12 protein-coding genes are annotated in these 16,800 nt (G+C 50.5%); all 12 read right to left on the minus strand.

The features are described 5' to 3' along the window. Positions 1 to 7: 7 nt before the first annotated feature. The 12 genes from DW922_RS04495 to lepA all read right to left on the minus strand — a co-directional run bounded on the left by DW922_RS04495 (position 8) and on the right by lepA (position 16,739). On the minus strand, positions 8 to 364 hold the full coding sequence (locus DW922_RS04495; protein ID WP_118718979.1) for an Hpt domain-containing protein: 357 nt from the start codon (positions 362 to 364) through the stop codon (positions 8 to 10). A gap of 217 nt (positions 365 to 581) precedes the next feature. Further along, complete coding sequence (ppdK, locus tag DW922_RS04500) at positions 582 to 3,209, minus strand: pyruvate, phosphate dikinase (RefSeq protein ID WP_118718977.1); 2,628 nt, start codon at positions 3,207 to 3,209, stop codon at positions 582 to 584. Positions 3,210 to 3,592: 383 nt separating this feature from the next. Beyond that, positions 3,593 to 4,981: a glycine--tRNA ligase gene (locus DW922_RS04505; RefSeq protein ID WP_118718975.1), complete on the minus strand. Its 1,389-nt coding sequence runs from the start codon at positions 4,979 to 4,981 to the stop codon at positions 3,593 to 3,595. A 20-nt stretch (positions 4,982 to 5,001) separates the two neighbouring features. Then, on the minus strand, positions 5,002 to 5,658 hold the full coding sequence (locus DW922_RS04510) for a hypothetical protein (protein ID WP_118725952.1): 657 nt from the start codon (positions 5,656 to 5,658) through the stop codon (positions 5,002 to 5,004). 161 nt (positions 5,659 to 5,819) lie between these two features. Continuing rightward, positions 5,820 to 6,509, minus strand: coding sequence for a DNA repair protein RecO (gene recO / locus DW922_RS04515; RefSeq protein ID WP_118718971.1), 690 nt, complete (start codon positions 6,507 to 6,509; stop codon positions 5,820 to 5,822). Positions 6,510 to 6,578: 69 nt separating this feature from the next. Further along, complete coding sequence (era, locus tag DW922_RS04520; RefSeq protein WP_118718969.1) at positions 6,579 to 7,571, minus strand: GTPase Era; 993 nt, start codon at positions 7,569 to 7,571, stop codon at positions 6,579 to 6,581. A 111-nt stretch (positions 7,572 to 7,682) separates the two neighbouring features. Further along, the gene (locus DW922_RS04525) at positions 7,683 to 10,616 is read right to left on the minus strand and encodes an insulinase family protein (protein ID WP_195715002.1); all 2,934 of its coding nucleotides are present in this window, start codon (positions 10,614 to 10,616) and stop codon (positions 7,683 to 7,685) included. Between the two features lie 55 nt (positions 10,617 to 10,671). Next, on the minus strand, positions 10,672 to 11,544 hold the full coding sequence (locus DW922_RS04530) for a YdcF family protein (RefSeq protein ID WP_118718967.1): 873 nt from the start codon (positions 11,542 to 11,544) through the stop codon (positions 10,672 to 10,674). Between the two features lie 139 nt (positions 11,545 to 11,683). Continuing rightward, positions 11,684 to 12,208 carry an adenine phosphoribosyltransferase gene (locus tag DW922_RS04535; RefSeq protein WP_118725953.1) on the minus strand — a complete coding sequence of 175 codons (525 nt, stop codon included), beginning with the start codon at positions 12,206 to 12,208 and terminating at the stop codon, positions 11,684 to 11,686. Between the two features lie 31 nt (positions 12,209 to 12,239). Further along, positions 12,240 to 13,511, minus strand: a complete 1,272-nt coding sequence (locus tag DW922_RS04540) for a family 10 glycosylhydrolase (protein ID WP_118725954.1) — start codon at positions 13,509 to 13,511, stop codon at positions 12,240 to 12,242. Between the two features lie 170 nt (positions 13,512 to 13,681). Continuing rightward, the gene (locus tag DW922_RS04545) at positions 13,682 to 14,932 is read right to left on the minus strand and encodes a coproporphyrinogen-III oxidase family protein (RefSeq protein ID WP_118725955.1); all 1,251 of its coding nucleotides are present in this window, start codon (positions 14,930 to 14,932) and stop codon (positions 13,682 to 13,684) included. Beyond that, a complete protein-coding gene (lepA, locus tag DW922_RS04550) occupies positions 14,925 to 16,739 on the minus strand; it encodes a translation elongation factor 4 (protein WP_118543482.1) in 1,815 nt (604 codons plus the stop codon). Before lepA ends, DW922_RS04545 begins: the two co-directional genes overlap by 8 nt. Positions 16,740 to 16,800: the final 61 nt, after the last annotated feature.

Consider the following 16,800-nt stretch of genomic DNA (forward strand, 5'->3'; position numbering starts at 1 on the left):
ATATGGGTTAAGCCTCCGCTTCCAGCTCCCGAATTGCTTCTGTTAACTGCTCGTAACGCTCGGTCAGTTCCGGAAATAACCGGTCACCGCCGTTGATGTCTCTTCCTCTCAGGTCTTCTGTCAGAGCTGCGCTGGTCTCGTAGAGACGGTCAAATCCAAGATTTAAGCAAACGCCCTTTAAGGTATGTGCTGCACGGAATGCACGCTCTGCGTCATGCACCTCCAGGGCTTCTTTTAAATCCGCATAGCTCGGATCCTTTAAAAACTTCAAGGCAAAGCGCTTTACCAGCGCCTCGTTGCCGAATCTGCTCAGCACACTGTCGTAATTAGATCCAATTTTTTCATAACATTCTTTCGTTGTCATTTGTTTTTCCCCTAATTCTTTCATTTCTGTTTTCTATCTATCGTAATGGTTTTGCCGCTGCTGTTTACGCAAAGCACAAACAGTAACGAATATATGCTTAGTCTAGCATAAATTTCTTTGTATTTCTACCCATAAAGCTCAACATAGCCACAAAAAGACCGCGTACCAAACAGTACGCGGTCTTTCAGTATAGGATATCCTATGATTTTGTTTTTCATTATTTCTGCGCAATTGCTGCCTGTGCTGCCGCAAGTCTTGCGATCGGAACACGGTACGGTGAGCAGGATACATAATCCAGACCGATCTTGTTGCAGAACTCTACGGAAGACGGATCTCCGCCGTGCTCGCCACAGATACCGATGTGCAAATCCGGGTTGGAAGCCTTGCCAAGCTTGATAGCCATCTCCATCAGCTTGCCTACGCCAGTCTGATCCAGTTTTGCGAATGGATCGTTCTCGTAGATCTTCGCATCGTAGTAAGCACCTAAGAACTTACCAGCATCGTCACGGGAGAAGCCGAAGGTCATCTGGGTCAGGTCGTTGGTACCGAAGCAGAAGAAGTCAGCCTCTTTTGCGATCTCGTCTGCAGTCAGGGCTGCTCTCGGGATCTCGATCATGGTACCTACATGGTAGGTCAGGTCAGAACCAGCTGCTGCGATCTCTGCATCTGCAGTCTCAACAACGGTCTTCTTGCAATATTTTAACTCTTTTACATCGCCGATCAACGGAATCATGATCTCCGGAACGATGCTCCAGTCCGGATGAGCTTTCTTCACGTTGATTGCTGCACGGATAACAGCCTTGGTCTGCATAACAGCGATCTCCGGATAGGTAACAGCCAGACGGCATCCGCGGTGACCCATCATCGGGTTGAACTCATGCAGGGACTCGCAGATTGCTTTGATTTCTGCAACGGTCTTGCCTTTTGCCTTAGCCAGCTTCTCGATGTCCTCTTCCTCGGTCGGAACGAACTCATGTAACGGCGGATCCAGGAAACGGATGGTTACAGGGTTACCCTCCATAGCCTCGTAGAGCTGTTCGAAATCGCCCTGCTGTAACGGAAGGATCTTCTCCAGAGCCTCTTCTCTCTCTTCTACGGTATCGGAGCAGATCATCTCGCGGAATGCGTCGATTCGGTCGCCCTCGAAGAACATATGCTCGGTACGGCAAAGGCCAATGCCCTCTGCGCCAAGCTCACGAGCCTTCTTCGCATCGTGCGGGGTATCTGCATTGGTGCGTACTGCCATGGTTCTGTACTCATCAGCCCATGCCATGATACGTCCGAACTCACCTGCGATGGTTGCCTCTACAGTCGGGATTGCTCCGTCATATACACAGCCGGTAGAACCGTCGAAGGAGATCACATCGCCCTCATGGTACTCTTTACCAGCCAGGGTGAATTTCTTGTTTTCCTCATCCATGATGATGTCGCCACAGCCGGATACACAGCAAGCGCCCATACCACGTGCAACTACTGCTGCGTGGGAGGTCATACCACCACGTACAGTTAAGATACCCTGGGAAGCCTTCATACCGGTAATGTCTTCCGGAGAGGTCTCAAGACGGACAAGAACAACCTTCTCGCCTCTTGCTGCCCACTCTACTGCGTCATCTGCAGTGAAGACGATCTTACCACATGCAGCACCAGGAGCTGCGCCTAAAGCCTTAGCGATCGGGGTAGCAGCCTTTAATGCCTTCTGGTCGAAAGTCGGATGCAGTAAGGAATCCAGGTTACGCGGATCGATCATTGCAACTGCCTCTTCCGGAGTTCTCATGCCCTCGTCTACTAAGTCGCAAGCGATCTTTAATGCAGCCTGTGCAGTTCTCTTACCATTACGGGTCTGCAGCATGTACAGCTTGCCGTGCTCAACGGTGAACTCCATATCCTGCATATCTCTGTAGTGATCCTCCAGAGTCTTACATACCTTCTCGAAATCTGCGTATGCCTGCGGGAACTTTTCTGCCATCTCCTGAATGTGCATCGGGGTGCGGACACCAGCTACTACGTCCTCGCCCTGTGCGTTGGTTAAGAACTCACCGAACAGGCCCTTTGCGCCGGTTGCCGGGTCACGGGTAAATGCAACACCGGTACCACAGTCATCGCCCATGTTACCAAATGCCATGGACTGTACGTTTACAGCAGTACCCCAGGAATACGGGATATCGTTGTCGCGGCGGTAAACGTTTGCACGCGGGTTATCCCAGGAACGGAATACAGCCTTGATTGCGCCCATTAACTGCTCCTTCGGATCATCCGGGAAGTCAGCGCCGATCTTGTTCTTGTACTCAGCCTTGAACTGGTTAGCCAGCTCTTTTAAATCATCTGCGTCAAGCTCAACGTCAAGCTTAACACCTTTCTTCTCTTTCATCTGGTCGATGAGAGCCTCAAAATATTTCTTACCGACTTCCATTACAACGTCGGAATACATCTGAATGAATCTTCTGTAGCAGTCCCAAGCCCAACGCGGGTTGCCAGACTTCTCAGCGATTACGTTAACAACCTGCTCGTTTAAGCCCAGGTTTAAGATGGTATCCATCATACCTGGCATGGAAGCACGTGCGCCGGAACGTACGGAAACCAGAAGCGGGTTCTCAAGATCTCCGAATTTCTTTCCGGTGATCTCTTCCATTTTCACAATGTACTCGTTGATCTGTGCCTGGATCTCGTCGTTGATCTCGCGTCCATCCTCGTAGTACTGTGTGCAGGCCTCAGTTGTAATTGTAAAGCCCTGCGGAACCGGAAGACCGATATTAGTCATCTCAGCCAGGTTAGCGCCTTTACCACCGAGAAGATTTCTCATGGTAGCGTCACCCTCTGTAAATAAGTACACCCACTTTTTAGCCATTGGTTTATCCTCCTCAACTTGTGTAGACGTTTTGTCTACGGTTTTCAACTCCGCCGGTATAGTTTTTGCACAAAAATGTTTTCATCGGCGGTCTGGTATAAGTATACCATATTTTTTCCAGGAGTAAAGGTTTTTCTTGGTGTTTTTTGTATAAATTTAAGTAAAAACTCGTAAAATTTTGTTTTGTTCCCGTCATTTTCACATATACGATGTAAGTTCGTATATACGAATGTATATTTTGCATATTTTGACGAATTTTGCAGACGGGGCAATCGCAACCGTCACAATCATGATATACATGGCAACAAAAAAGAGCATGCAAAATGAAGCATCCATTTTGCACACTCTTTTTCTGTTATAAGCTTTCTCTCAGAAGTTTTCTTCTAGAAACGGAACTTGTCCTCAAAATACTGCTTTAACTCAGCGATCGGCACACGAACCTGCTCCATGGTATCGCGGTCGCGGACGGTCACTGCATGGTCCTCCTCAGACTCGAAGTCGTAGGTGATGCAGAACGGGGTACCGATCTCGTCCTGTCTTCTGTATCTCTTACCGATGTTTCCTCTGTCATCGAACTCACAGTTGTAGTACTTCGCAAGCTCTGCGTATACCTTCTCTGCGCCCTCGTTTAACTTCTTGGACAGCGGAAGGATACCGATCTTAACCGGTGCGATGGCCGGATGGAAGTGAAGCACGGTGCGGACATCGCCCTCGCCGATCTCTTCCTCATCGTATGCTGCGCACAGAAATGCCAGGGTAACACGGTCTGCACCCAGAGACGGCTCGATAACATACGGGATGTATTTCTCTTTTGCCTCGTCATCGAAGTAGGTCATATCCTCACCGGAGGTATTCTGGTGCTGGGTTAAATCGTAGTCGGTTCTGTCTGCGATACCCCACAGCTCGCCCCAGCCGAATGGGAACTTGAACTCGATATCGGTGGTACCCTTACTATAGAAGCAAAGCTCCTCCGGAGAATGGTCGCGCAGGCGGATCTCGTCTTCCTTTAAGCCAAGTGCCAGCAGCCAGTCACGGCAGAAGCCTCTCCAGTACTGGAACCACTCCAGGTCAGTGCCCGGCTTGCAGAAGAACTCCAGCTCCATCTGCTCGAACTCACGGGTACGGAAGGTAAAGTTACCCGGGGTGATCTCGTTACGGAAGGATTTACCGATCTGTCCGATACCAAACGGAACTTTCTTTCTGGAAGTACGCTGTACGTTCTTGAAGTTTACGAAAATACCCTGAGCAGTCTCCGGTCTTAAATAAACGGTGTTCTTTGCATCCTCGGTTACACCCTGGAAAGTCTTGAACATCAGGTTAAACTGACGGATATCGGTGAAGTCATGCTTACCGCAGCTTGGGCAGCAGATGTTGTTATCATCGATGTATTTCTTCATTTCTTCCTGGGACCATGCATCTACACTACCCTCAATGGTAATGCCATTCTCAGCCATGTAGTCCTCGATCAGCTTGTCGGCACGGAAACGCTCCTTACATGCCTTACAGTCCATCAGCGGATCAGAGAAGCCACCAAGATGTCCGGAAGCAACCCAGGTCTGGGAGTTCATGAGGATCGCGCAGTCAACACCTACGTTATACGGGCTCTCCTGAACGAATTTCTGCCACCATGCTTTCTTTACATTGTTTTTCAGCTCAACACCAAGGTTGCCGTAATCCCAGGTGTTTGCGAGACCGCCATAGATCTCGGAACCCGGATAAACAAATCCTCTGGTTTTTGCCAGTGCTACGATTTTTTCCATTGTTTTTTCCATCGTCAGATAACCTCTCTTTTTTACTTAAATATAATACAGCCGGTTCCCTCTGGGGTCACTGCTGAATGATCACTTGTTATTTCCACACCTTCGGTCACATAAAGGATTTTTCCCTCTGTATAAACAAAAGCACTGCCCTCGGTCAGGACCATGTGGCTGTCCTTCTTCTCCCCTGCCTTGGAAAGCTCTGCGCTCTTTCCGGAAGCAGTTCTGTAGGCTAAGTCCGGCAGCTTTGATGCGTCTGTGTCCAGCACCTGCAGCGATGTCACCGAATGGGTATCATCCCCGTTTTCCTCGGAAAACCTTACAAAATCCTCCGGGGTCGCATAAGAAAATACCAGCGTACCGGTTTTCCCTTCCAGGCTGCTTTTTTCCAGCGCGGCCGGAAGCTTTTCTTTTCCTTCTGTATTTTCTGCCTCGGCGGCTGCCCCCTGCTCTTCATTATAAGAGCAGATCTGCTTTTTTGCAAATTCGGCTAAGCCTTCGGCACTGTACAGATCGTTTTCCTTTTGTGATGTGTAGACCATGGCGCTCTGCACACTTAAGTCATCCGCCACATAAATGCTGTTCTCAGAAGCATCCCAGGCTTTTTTCTTTGCCCCTGTTTCTGAACAGCCTGCAGCCCAGACTGCACAAAGCAGCACGGCTGCAGCCAAAACTGCTGCTTTCTTTTTCATAAATCTCCTCTTTGCTCCTGTTCACGCACTGCGCAAACAAGAACTTCTCTTTCCCCTTTTATGGGTTATTTAGGATTATACCTGTTCATGGAAAATTTGTAAACCACCTTATTTGCGTTTCCGGTTCGCACATACTTATTTTGGAAAGAAGTTTTTTGCTGCTATTTTCCCTGGACAGCAGATTGCTGCGTGCCGCGAACTGCCGTCTCCATCATCTTCAGGATTTCCAGGGAATGGAACTCCCGGTCGATGAAGCGCCGTTTGTTCAGCTCCACGCAATGCTTCAGTTCCTCTAAAACTTCCGGTGCCAGCGTAAAGGTATACAGGGATTCAAGCGGTGATGCCACGATATATTCCCAGGCATAATTGGCAGAATCGCTGACCGGACGGGGCGGATGCTCCGTATAATCCCCGTTGATCGCCATGCTGCGCAGTTCAAACACTGCCTGTACCAGCGAGTTTGGAAGGGCCGGCTTTAACAAGGCCCGCAGCGACTGGTAGAGCAAAAGGAGCTGCTCGGTCGCCTCTAAATTTTCCCGGCTGTAATAATCCGCAAATTCCAGAAAATAAGAGCCGTAGCAGGTTGCCTCCATATCCATCGTGATCTCGGAAAAATAGTTGAGCACGTCGGCTGCCTGCAGATTATAGGCATCTCTTCCTTCGTACAGCTTAAAGGTACCAAACACAAAGGGTCTGGTCACGCCCAAAAGCTGGCTGCCCGGCCGTTTCGCACCGCGGGCAAAGGCCGTGATCTTGCCGCGCTCCCTGGTTAAGATCACCAGCCGCCGGTCATTTTCCCCGACCGGCGTTGCTTTTAAGACCATTCCGGTCAGATTCACCGATTCTCTCACTGTTCCCGTTTGCCTTTCTGCTCCCACAGCACTTCTATTTGCCTTTCCATCCCTGAGGCGCTTTTTCTGTTATTCCTTCGGATTATAACCATAATTCTTCATTAACAATTCGCTGTCGCGCCATTCTTTCCGCACTTTGACCCAGATCTGCAGGTTGACCTTCGTCTCCAGCATTGCCTCCAGCTCTCTTCTGGCAGCGGAACCGATGCGTTTTAACATGGCGCCGCCCTTGCCGATGATGATGCCCTTGTGGGAATCGCGCTCACAGATGATGGTTGCCTCCACATCCATGATGCCATTCGGGCGCTCACTCATCTTCTCAATGGTGACTGCGATTCCGTGCGGAATCTCTTCATCTAACAGGCGGAGTGCCTTTTCACGGATCAGCTCTGCGGCGATCTGGCGCATCGGCTGGTCTGTCACGGTATCCTCATCGTAGAACTGCGGACCGTAAGGCAGATATTTGAACAGCTGTTCCAACAGGGTGTCCGTATTCTTATCACGGAGCGCCGATACCGGAACGATCTCCGCAAAATTGCAGATATCCTTGTAAGCATTGATAAAGGTCAGGATATCTTCCTGGTTCTTTACCGTATCGGTCTTGTTGATGACCAGAATGACCGGGGTTTTGACTCCCTGAAGCTGCTCGGCGATATGGCGTTCCCCGGCACCGATGAAGGTGCTCGGCTCTACCAGCCACAAGATCAGGTCCACCTCTTTTAAGGTATGCTCTGCCACATTGACCATATACTCACCCAGCTTATTTTTTGCCTTGTGGATGCCCGGCGTATCGAGGAAAATAATCTGTCCCCGCTCATCGGTATAGACGGTCTGAATGCGGTTTCTTGTGGTCTGCGGTTTGTCTGAAGTAATGGCGATCTTCTGGCCGATGAGATGGTTCATCAGCGTGGATTTCCCTACGTTTGGCCGTCCGATCAGCGTTACAAAGCCGGATTTTTTCTGAACCGGGGCAGCTGCTTCGCTGCCCGCACCGCCCTTTTTCGCTCCATTCAGTTCTTCCAGCAATTTATCAAAATTCGTACCTTCCGGTTTCTTTGCCATAGTTTATCCTTTCCCATACATAACTGTTTTGGTAACTGTTCAGTACCTTCCCAGTTATCCTTTCCCAACAACGTTTCCTACAGGCTTCGTGCCGCACACTGCACACACCTGTTATCCTCTCGTAAGGCTGGAAACCTCGCCAAACATTGCGCGGTTTGCCTCGATCTTTTCCTCATTTCCTACCACGCAGAAGCTTCCGGTCTGCAGTACGGCACGGACATGGGCCGCCAGCGCGCGGATATCCTCCTTGGTCGCCTGTAAGACCTGGTCACGCTCGGTCTGCATCATTTCTTCCGTCACACCGGACAGATATGCGGAAAGTCCCCTGCTGCCCTTCACGGACGGTGTCAGCGGAGCATCCAGATTGCTAATGGTTCCGATCACATATTTCGTCATATCGCGCTCATCCGGGTCAAACTGCTCTAAGTAAGCCGGAATGCCCTCGTAGATCTCGTTTGTCTCTTTTAAGTTCGGGTCGCGGTACGATACCAGATAACCCTCGCCGGAACGTCCAAATCCGCTCATGCAGCCATACGCGCCGCCTTTCACGCGGATGTTCAGCCAAAGGTAATCGTAGCTTAAGATCACCTGAAGGATCTTTAATGCGCCGGTATATGCAAGGCCTGCATCGCGGAAATTGCCGCAGCGCGCCACATAGTCGACCTGCGCAGAGGTCTTTAAGCCCTCGTTCACATTCTTGACCGGATGGGTAAATGCATACATTTCGCGGCTTCCCTCCGGGAGCTTTGCGGAAAGCAGCTTTAAGGTCTCCGGAAGCTTTTCATAGCCATTTTCATCTGCCGTGTAGTTTACCAGCATATTGGAACGGGTGAAAAGCTTTCTGCTTACTTCCTGAAGCTTTGCAATGATCTCCTGTTTCTTTGCCGGATAATCCTTTTCCAGCTGCTCCAGGAAATGGTAATATGCTGTGCCGCCCGTCAGCTCATTGTAGTAAGCGGTCGCAGAGAAGTAAGAGGTTGCGCGGGATACTGCCGTGCTATGTCCTGCATTCTCCAGTTTCATTCTCGCACGGGAGCGTGTCTCCTGGATCACCTCGCCCAGACGCTTTTCATCCGTAAATACGGAGTGGTTTAAAATTTCTTCCAGCATGGTAAATCCAAAATCCAGCTTATCGTACAGCACACGGATGCTTGCCACAAACGCTCCGGTAAACTGCTCGGCATCCTGCAGGTTTGCGTAGGAAGTCACGGAAAAATCCATGCCGCCGCTGTTTAAATGGATCTCACTTGTCAGATCCGAATAGCTGTAATGCTCTGTGCTGATGGAACCCAGCACGGATTTTAACAGACCTGCATACGGAAGGTCTTCCTGCGGCAGTACGCTGGTATTGAATAATACCTTTAAATAGCCGATTCCGGAGGTAAAGAAATTGTGGTGCAGCACTTTGATGCCGTCCTCCTCTTTCTCGGTCCAGAAGAAGGTCTCTGCTTTTTTGTCAATGTCCTCGCGGGTTAAGAGCGGGATTTTTGCCAGGATTTCCGGAGTGGACGGGGTATCCTGGTACTCCTTTAACTCCCTGGTTGCCTTAACCAGCTTCTCCAGTTCCTCCTCAGAAAGAGATGCCTTATAATCGGCCAGCTTCTTAGCCAGCTTTTCATCTTCTTTTGCGGTCAGGTTTTTCTCCGGGGCTACCACGATCACAGCCTCAAACGGGTTATCCAGCAGGTAGTCTTTGATCAGCTGCTCAAAATAACCATTCTCCACTTCTTTTTTCAGGAAATCGAAGGTTTCCTGGTAGCAGAGGTGCGTCATCGGATCTCCGTCGTACAGCCAGCTGTCCAGGCACTGCAAACCATACATCAGGCCCTTCGGTGCAGAACCATAATCCGCCTCGCGGTATTTAAACTCAAAATAATTCATGCCGGCAAGCAAACTCTTGCGGTTGATGCCCTGGTCAGCAAGCTTTCTCAGCGTGCCCTTTACGATTGCCAAAAACTCGCCCTTCTGCTCTTTGTTGGCATCCTTTGCGATGACAGAGAAGAATGGCTGTAAAATGCCGCTCTCGTATCCGCCCAGGATGTCCTTACCGATTCCGGCATCGATCAGTGCCTGTTTTAACGGTGCTCCCGGTGCATCTAACAGGGTGTACTCCAGGATCTGGAATGCCACGTAAAGCTTCGGGTCCAGGTCGTCACCTACGACGGTATTTACGGAAAGGTAGGTTGCATCCTCCTCGGATTCTCCATCGGTGATGGAATAGGAGAACTCGCGCTCTACCGGTTTTTCAAATGCCTTCTGCTCCCGGATGCGGGAATCCACCGGGCGCTCCTCATAGTGGCTTAAATATTCCTCATCCAGCCATGTAAGCTTCTCGGCCATATCCATATCGCCGTAGAGATAAATGTAGCTATTGGACGGATGATAGTAGGTTCTATGAAAATCCAGGAATTTTTCATAGCTCAGCTCTGGAATATGAACCGGGTCACCGCCGGAATCCTTGCCGTAACAGGTATCCGGGAACAGAGTCTTCTGGGTCACACTGTCTAAGAGACTCTCCGGGGAAGAATACGCACCCTTCATCTCATTGTATACAACGCCATTGTAAATGAGCGGGGCATCCTTGCTCTCCAGCTCGTAATGCCAGCCCTCCTGGCGGAAAATCTTCTCTTCTTTGTAAATGTTCGGATGCAGGACTGCGTCCATGTAAACATCCATCAGATTCTGGAAATCCTTATCGTTGCAGCTTGCAACCGGATACACGGTCTTATCCGGGTAGGTCATGGCATTTAAAAAGGTATTCAAAGATCCCTTTACCAGCTCTACAAACGGATCCTTTAACGGGAACTTGTCGGAACCGCACAGCACGCTGTGCTCCAGAATATGCGGCAGCCCGCAGTCATTGTCGGGCGGAGTCCTAAACCCGATACAGAATACCTTGTTCTCGTCATCATTTGATACCAGGAACAGTCTGGCTTTTGTCTTTTTGTGTTCCAGGACAATGCCTTCTGACTGCATTTCTTCAATGGTTTTATGCTCTACCACACGGTAAGCACTCAGTTTTTCTATTGCTTCCAGCTGATTCATCCGTTGTCTTCCTTTCCTGTCTGTTTACGATCTTATTTCTTTGTCTTGCTTTCCTCTATAGATTGCCCATCAGGCGGTCTTTTAATAAAGCAATGCCGTCGCGCAGGGAAAAATGCACCAGAAGAACCTTATCAGCCTCCGATGCAATCCCGTAAATCATATCATAATGCTGTTTTTTTGCGATCATTCCTGCCCGGCAGAGATGAAAATTACTGGTCAGGACCCCAATCCGCACAGGCCGCGCAGATATCTCCTCCTGCGCTCCCTTACCATTTTTTTGCAGTTCTGGTTCTCCGGGTGCACGAAGAAGCTTCTCTGCCTCTGTCTTTCGTTTCTGCTCCTGCAAAAGCTTTTGTTCCCTGTTTTCGATCAGAAGCTTACTGTAGGCCAGATTCTCTACCGTACTAAAGGACTGCTTCTCCAGTAAAAGCTGTTCTGCAGCGGCTCCCTGCCCTAAGAGATACTGTTCCATGGCCTCTGCTTCCGGGCATGGCTCATCCTCACCTTTTGCGCCGGAAAGCACCAGTATGGTCTCCGGGTTTTCCTTTGCGTATTCCAGCGCCTTATCTAACCGCAGCTTTAAGGTCTTGCTCAGCGTTCCGTCCGGCTTCACCTTAGCGCCCAGCACAATCACATAATCCAGGGAAGGCTCTGCCGTCGCCGGGATCCGGCCAAAAATTAAGATCTGCGTGACTAAAAGGATCATAAGACCGGATGCACACAGGGTCACAAAGGAAACCGGAAGCCAGAGCGGCACCCGCTCCGGATACTTCTGGTAGAAATGGATTCCTGCCGCAGTCGTACCAAAGAATCCAGCGATCAAAAGCCATAGCACTGCAAAAGACGTGCCAAAGCCTGCATACACTACGATGATCCCGTAGTACACCAGGCAAAGCACTGCAGCCGCAGTGAAGACCCATATTAACATTGTTTCACCTCACATCATGTTTAGGCCGCAGCAAAGCGCCAGACAGCGGATTTCTACGGCCTTTTTATTCCATTGCGTATCGCAAAGGTACCAGTGGCGCATCTGCTGAATTCAAAAATACTGCTGCGCACGGGTACATTTATTTTCCTTCATAGATGATTGCAGATTCCACATCATATCCTTTGAGGCGGTCACGTCCCTTTAAGCCAGCTAACTCCATAACGAAGCAGAGCTTTACGACTTTTCCGCCCAGCTGCTCGACCAGGCTTACGATAGCCTCGGTGGTGCCTCCGGTCGCGATCAGGTCATCGACCACAACAACCTTCTGTCCCGGCTTGATGGCATCCTTGTGGATCTCGATCTCTGCGGAACCATATTCCAGATCGTACTTTGCAGTGATGGTCTCTCTCGGCAGCTTGCCTTTCTTGCGGATCGGCACGAAGCTCTTATGCTCTGCATAAGCAACCGGCACGCCAAAGATAAATCCACGGGATTCCGGACCGACCACAACGTCGTAGTCGAGATCCTTTATCATGTCACGGATGCTGTCAATGGCCAGAGCCAGTCCGTCTGCATCCTGAAGAATGGATGTAATATCGCGGAAAATAATGCCCGGCTCCGGAAAATCCGGAATACTTACTACATAATCCTCTAATTTTTTCATCGGTCAACCTCTCTTCTCTTTTCACTTGTTTTTATCGGAATACCTTTAACAGGTTCTTCACTTCCTTCTGGCATATGTCCTCCTGGAAGGAGCCATATTCATAGAAACAGTACCCGGCTACTGCACCGCTGGCCCGGCCGGCCTCTACCTGCCGGCTTATGATATTGTCATAACGCTTCCACTCCGGGATTCCGGTGTTGTCCCTCGCATTGCTCCCGGCCTTATACATGGCAAGTCCGATATAGAGCTTTGCATGGCCCTTCTTTACCAGGCTGATCCAGGTCTTCAGGTTATTTTCAAAAGCAAACGGTGCCGGGCTTCCATTGGAAAGCTGGTGTTCAAAACCCCAGTAGATCTGCGGCATAATGTAATCCACATACCCGTCGTGGGACAGCCAGGTGTCAATATCGGTAAACAGGCGGTTGTCACTGCGCAGATGGTCTACATACCCCTCCGGGCTGATGCCAAACTTGGCCGACGGACGAGCCTCCTTGACTGCACGGTACACGCCGCGGATCAGCTCATTGACATTTTCCCGCCGCCACTGGGCAATGGTCAGGCTGCTGCCAGAAGCGTCGTACTCCGGCTTGTCAAACCAGCGGCTGGCATTGGAGTTGTCCACCTCCGGATAAAAATAGTCATCGAAATGGATGCCATCCACTGTATACTTCTGCGCGATCTCCCGCACCCCGTTTATGATCAGCTCCCTGACCTGCGGGATCGCCGGATTAAAATAATAGGCGCCATTCTGCTTTAATACCCAGCGGTCATTGGACGGGTCCGCATCGGTCAACCACTTTTTCGCCGGATTCTGATCCGATACCTGCTCCCAGGTATTGTGGTATCCGGTCACACGGTACGGATTAATCCAGGCATGGAACTGCAGCCCTTTATTGTGCGCAGCCTTCACAAAGATCGCCAGTGGATCGTACCCCGGGTTCTGGCCCTGGGTACCCGTCACAAAGCGGGACCACGGAAAATATGCGGACGGATACACCGCATCCGCATCAGGACGCACATGCACAAACACCGCATTCATTTTTAATTCCAGACAGCGGTCAATCATCTTATCGACTTCCCGCTTAAAGGATTCCTGGTCTGCCGGGAGTCTTTCCCAGTCCAGATAGGAGATCCATACGCCCCGCATCTCATCAGAACGGATGACCGAAGCCGATGGTGCAGCAAAGGCAGTGAGCAGTCCTGTCTGCAGGAGCATAAGCCCTGTAAGCACCAGACATACTGCCCTCCGGAAAACAGAAAAGTGCTTTCCGGCACATATTGTATCTCTCTTTTGTATCAGCATTCAAATCCTCCCGGATGCCACAGCTTCTGGCATCGCAAAACGGGATTGTTTCCGCACTCCCGCCTTCCTTTTTCTTCCATTATTATTTTTATAATAGTATAGCAAAGGACAGCGAAAAGAACAACAAAACAAATATAAAGCAATCCTTAAGAAAAACTATAGGCAATGCACTACTCCCGGTCGATAAGGAATTCGCTTAAGACCACATTGCTGACATCGATGCCGCGCTCAGTCAGGCGGACCATAGGTGCCTCCACCTCAATGAGCCCCTGCTGTTCCAGTTTTTTTAATACATCCCCGTAAACATTCCACATATTCAGGCCAAAACGCTCCAGAAATTCACTGCCGGAAACGCCCTTCATCATGCGCAGGCCCACAAACATGAATTCCTCCATCTTGTCTTCGAGGGAAAGCTCCTCGATATCCCGTGCTGCCGCTCCGCCCTCGTAAAGATTTAGGGAAAGATATTCCTGCAGGTCCTCTGTATTGTGGTAGCGGTAGCCATAAGTGTAGGAGGAAGCCCCAAGTCCCAGGCCCAGGTATTCCACCCCGGTCCAGTAACCGGTATTGTGGCGGCATTCATAGCCCTTTTTTGCGTAATTGGATATCTCATAACGCTCATATCCCTGAGCCGCCATCATCTCTTTGGTCAGGTGGTACATCTCCCGGTCTGTGTCCTCGTCTGGAAGATCCGGCAGTGTCATAACCGCTGCCCGTGCCGCAACCTCGGATGCTGTTTCCGGCTTTTTACTGTTTTCCTGCTGTCCACCGGAAAGCAGGCCCTTTTTACATTCCGGCTCTCCAAAGCGCTCGAAAAACGGAGTTCCCTCCTCGATGATCAGGCTGTAAGCAGAAATGTGCTCCGGCTTTAACATCATGACCTTTTTTAACGTAGTTTTCCAGGAATGTACATCCTGCCCCGGAAGTGCCGACATCAGATCCACATTGATATTTTTAAAGCCCGCCTGTCTGGCACGCTGGTAGCTCTTTAAAAAGGAATCGTAGGAATGGATCCGCCCCAGGTATTTTAGTTCCTTGTCATCGGCAGACTGCAGGCCGATGCTCAGGCGGTTGATGCCGCTCTGGCGGTAAACCTCCAGCTTTTCCATGGTAAGCGTTCCCGGATTGGCCTCCAGAGTCACCTCTGCATCCAGTGCGATATCGAAATTCTCGGAGAGCGTCGCAAACAGCTCCATAATAAGGTCAGCCGGCAGAATCGACGGAGTACCGCCGCCCACAAAAATGGTGGACACACGGTACTCCTGAAAATTCGGGCCCTGACCGCAGATTTCTTCGATCAGCTTGTCCATGTATTCCCGGTACACCCGCTCCGGTGCTGCGAAGGATAAGAAATCGCAGTAAGAGCACTTGCGGGCGCAAAAGGGAATGTGAATATAAAGTTCCAGTTCTCGTTTATTCATCGTCTAATTTCAGAACACTCATGAATGCCTTCTGCGGGATCTCTACATTGCCCACCTGACGCATTCGTTTCTTTCCTTCCTTCTGTTTTTCCAGAAGCTTCTTCTTACGGGAGATATCGCCGCCGTAGCACTTCGCAAGGACATCCTTGCGCATCGCCTTTACGGTCTCGCGGGCAATGATCTTGCCGCCTACCGCTGCCTGGATCGGAATCTCAAACAGGTGGCGCGGGATCTCCTCCTTTAACTTCTCGCACATTTTTCTGCCGCGCTCGTAGGCGGAATCTGCATGTACGATGAAGGACAGGGCATCCACCTCCTCTTTATTGATGAGGATATCCAGCTTCACAAGCTCAGAGGTCTCATAGCCCTTCATGTCATAGTCGAAAGAAGCATAGCCTCTGGAGCGTGATTTTAACGCATCGAAGAAATCGTAGATGATCTCGTTCAGCGGGAGATCATATTTTAAGAGTGCCCTGGTTTCCTCAATGTATTCCATACCATGGTAGATACCGCGCCGTTCCTGGCACAGTGTCATAATGGCACCCACAAACTCGGTGGTAACCATGATTTCCGCACTGACGATCGGCTCCTCCATATACTCAATCTCGGTCGGGTCCGGGAGGTTGGACGGGTTGGTCAGCTCGATCATTTCGCCGTTTTTCTTGTGGACACGGTACACAACGCCCGGTGCCGTGGTAACCAGATCGAGGTTGTACTCCCGCTCCAGACGCTCCTGGATGATCTCCAGATGCAAAAGTCCCAAAAATCCGCAGCGGAAACCAAAGCCAAGGGCAATGGAGGTCTCCGGCTCAAAGAACAGGGATGCATCGTTTAACTGAAGCTTCTCTAATGCATCGCGCAGGTCATTGTACTTTGCACCATCTGCCGGGTAAAGTCCGCAGTATACCATGGAGGTTACCTTTTTGTAGCCCGGAAGCGGCTCTGCGCACGGACGCAGCGCATCGGTGATGGTATCACCCACACGGGTATCCTTTACATTCTTAATGCTGGCAGTGATGTAGCCAACCATGCCGGCACTCAGCTCGTCGCACGGAATGAACTGGCCTGCGCCGAAATAACCAACCTCAACCACCTCTTCCTCGGCTCCGGTTGCCATCATGCGGACACGGGTTCCTTTCTTTACGGTTCCCTCTTTGATGCGGCAGAACACGATAACACCCTTGTACGGGTCATAAAGCGAGTCAAAGATCAGCGCCTGAAGCGGTGCCTCAGGATCGCCCACCGGTGCCGGGACCTTGTGAACGATCGCCTCCAGCACATCCTCCACATTCAGGCCGGTCTTCGCAGAAATGCGCGGTGCATCGTGTGCTTCAATGCCGATGACGTCCTCGATCTCGTCTGCGACCCAGTCCGGCCTTGCACTCGGAAGGTCGATCTTGTTGATGACCGGGAACACATCCAGGTCGTGGTCCAGGGCTAGGTAAACATTGGCCAGGGTCTGTGCCTCGATTCCCTGTGCCGCATCCACGACAAGGATCGCACCGTCGCAGGCAGCCAGGCTTCTGGAAACCTCGTAGTTGAAGTCTACGTGGCCAGGGGTGTCGATCAGGTTAAAAATATATTCTTCTCCGTCCTTTGCGCGGTAAACGGTGCGGACTGCCTGGGATTTAATGGTAATTCCACGCTCCCGCTCCAGGTCCATGTTATCGAGTACCTGCGCCTGCATTTCACGGCTGGTCAGAAGGCCGGTCATCTCGATGATGCGGTCTGCCAGAGTGGATTTGCCGTGGTCAATATGGGCGATGATACAGAAATTACGGATCTTGCTTTGGTCCATTGATGCCATGTATTGATTTCCTCCAAATAAAATAAAACGTATAAAACCAGTTTTTGTTTCTTGTTTCTGT

The organism is Clostridium sp. AM42-4 (assembly GCF_003480105.1).
GTDB lineage: Bacteria > Bacillota > Clostridia > Lachnospirales > Lachnospiraceae > Brotaphodocola.

What these genes read in the sequence shown, in the direction of transcription:
- DW922_RS04495 (WP_118718979.1), bottom strand. Translation starts at nt 364, where the DNA reads ATGACAACGAAAGAATGTTATGAAAAAATTGGATCTAATTACGACAGT.
- ppdK (WP_118718977.1), bottom strand. Translation starts at nt 3,209, where the DNA reads ATGGCTAAAAAGTGGGTGTACTTATTTACAGAGGGTGACGCTACCATG.
- DW922_RS04505 (WP_118718975.1), bottom strand. Translation starts at nt 4,981, where the DNA reads ATGGAAAAAACAATGGAAAAAATCGTAGCACTGGCAAAAACCAGAGGA.
- DW922_RS04510 (WP_118725952.1), bottom strand. Translation starts at nt 5,658, where the DNA reads ATGAAAAAGAAAGCAGCAGTTTTGGCTGCAGCCGTGCTGCTTTGTGCA.
- era (WP_118718969.1), bottom strand. Translation starts at nt 7,571, where the DNA reads ATGGCAAAGAAACCGGAAGGTACGAATTTTGATAAATTGCTGGAAGAA.
- DW922_RS04525 (WP_195715002.1), bottom strand. Translation starts at nt 10,616, where the DNA reads ATGAATCAGCTGGAAGCAATAGAAAAACTGAGTGCTTACCGTGTGGTA.
- DW922_RS04530 (WP_118718967.1), bottom strand. Translation starts at nt 11,544, where the DNA reads ATGTTAATATGGGTCTTCACTGCGGCTGCAGTGCTTTGCCTGGTGTAC.
- DW922_RS04535 (WP_118725953.1), bottom strand. Translation starts at nt 12,208, where the DNA reads ATGAAAAAATTAGAGGATTATGTAGTAAGTATTCCGGATTTTCCGGAG.
- DW922_RS04540 (WP_118725954.1), bottom strand. Translation starts at nt 13,511, where the DNA reads ATGCTGATACAAAAGAGAGATACAATATGTGCCGGAAAGCACTTTTCT.
- DW922_RS04545 (WP_118725955.1), bottom strand. Translation starts at nt 14,932, where the DNA reads ATGAATAAACGAGAACTGGAACTTTATATTCACATTCCCTTTTGCGCC.
- lepA (WP_118543482.1), bottom strand. Translation starts at nt 16,739, where the DNA reads ATGGCATCAATGGACCAAAGCAAGATCCGTAATTTCTGTATCATCGCC.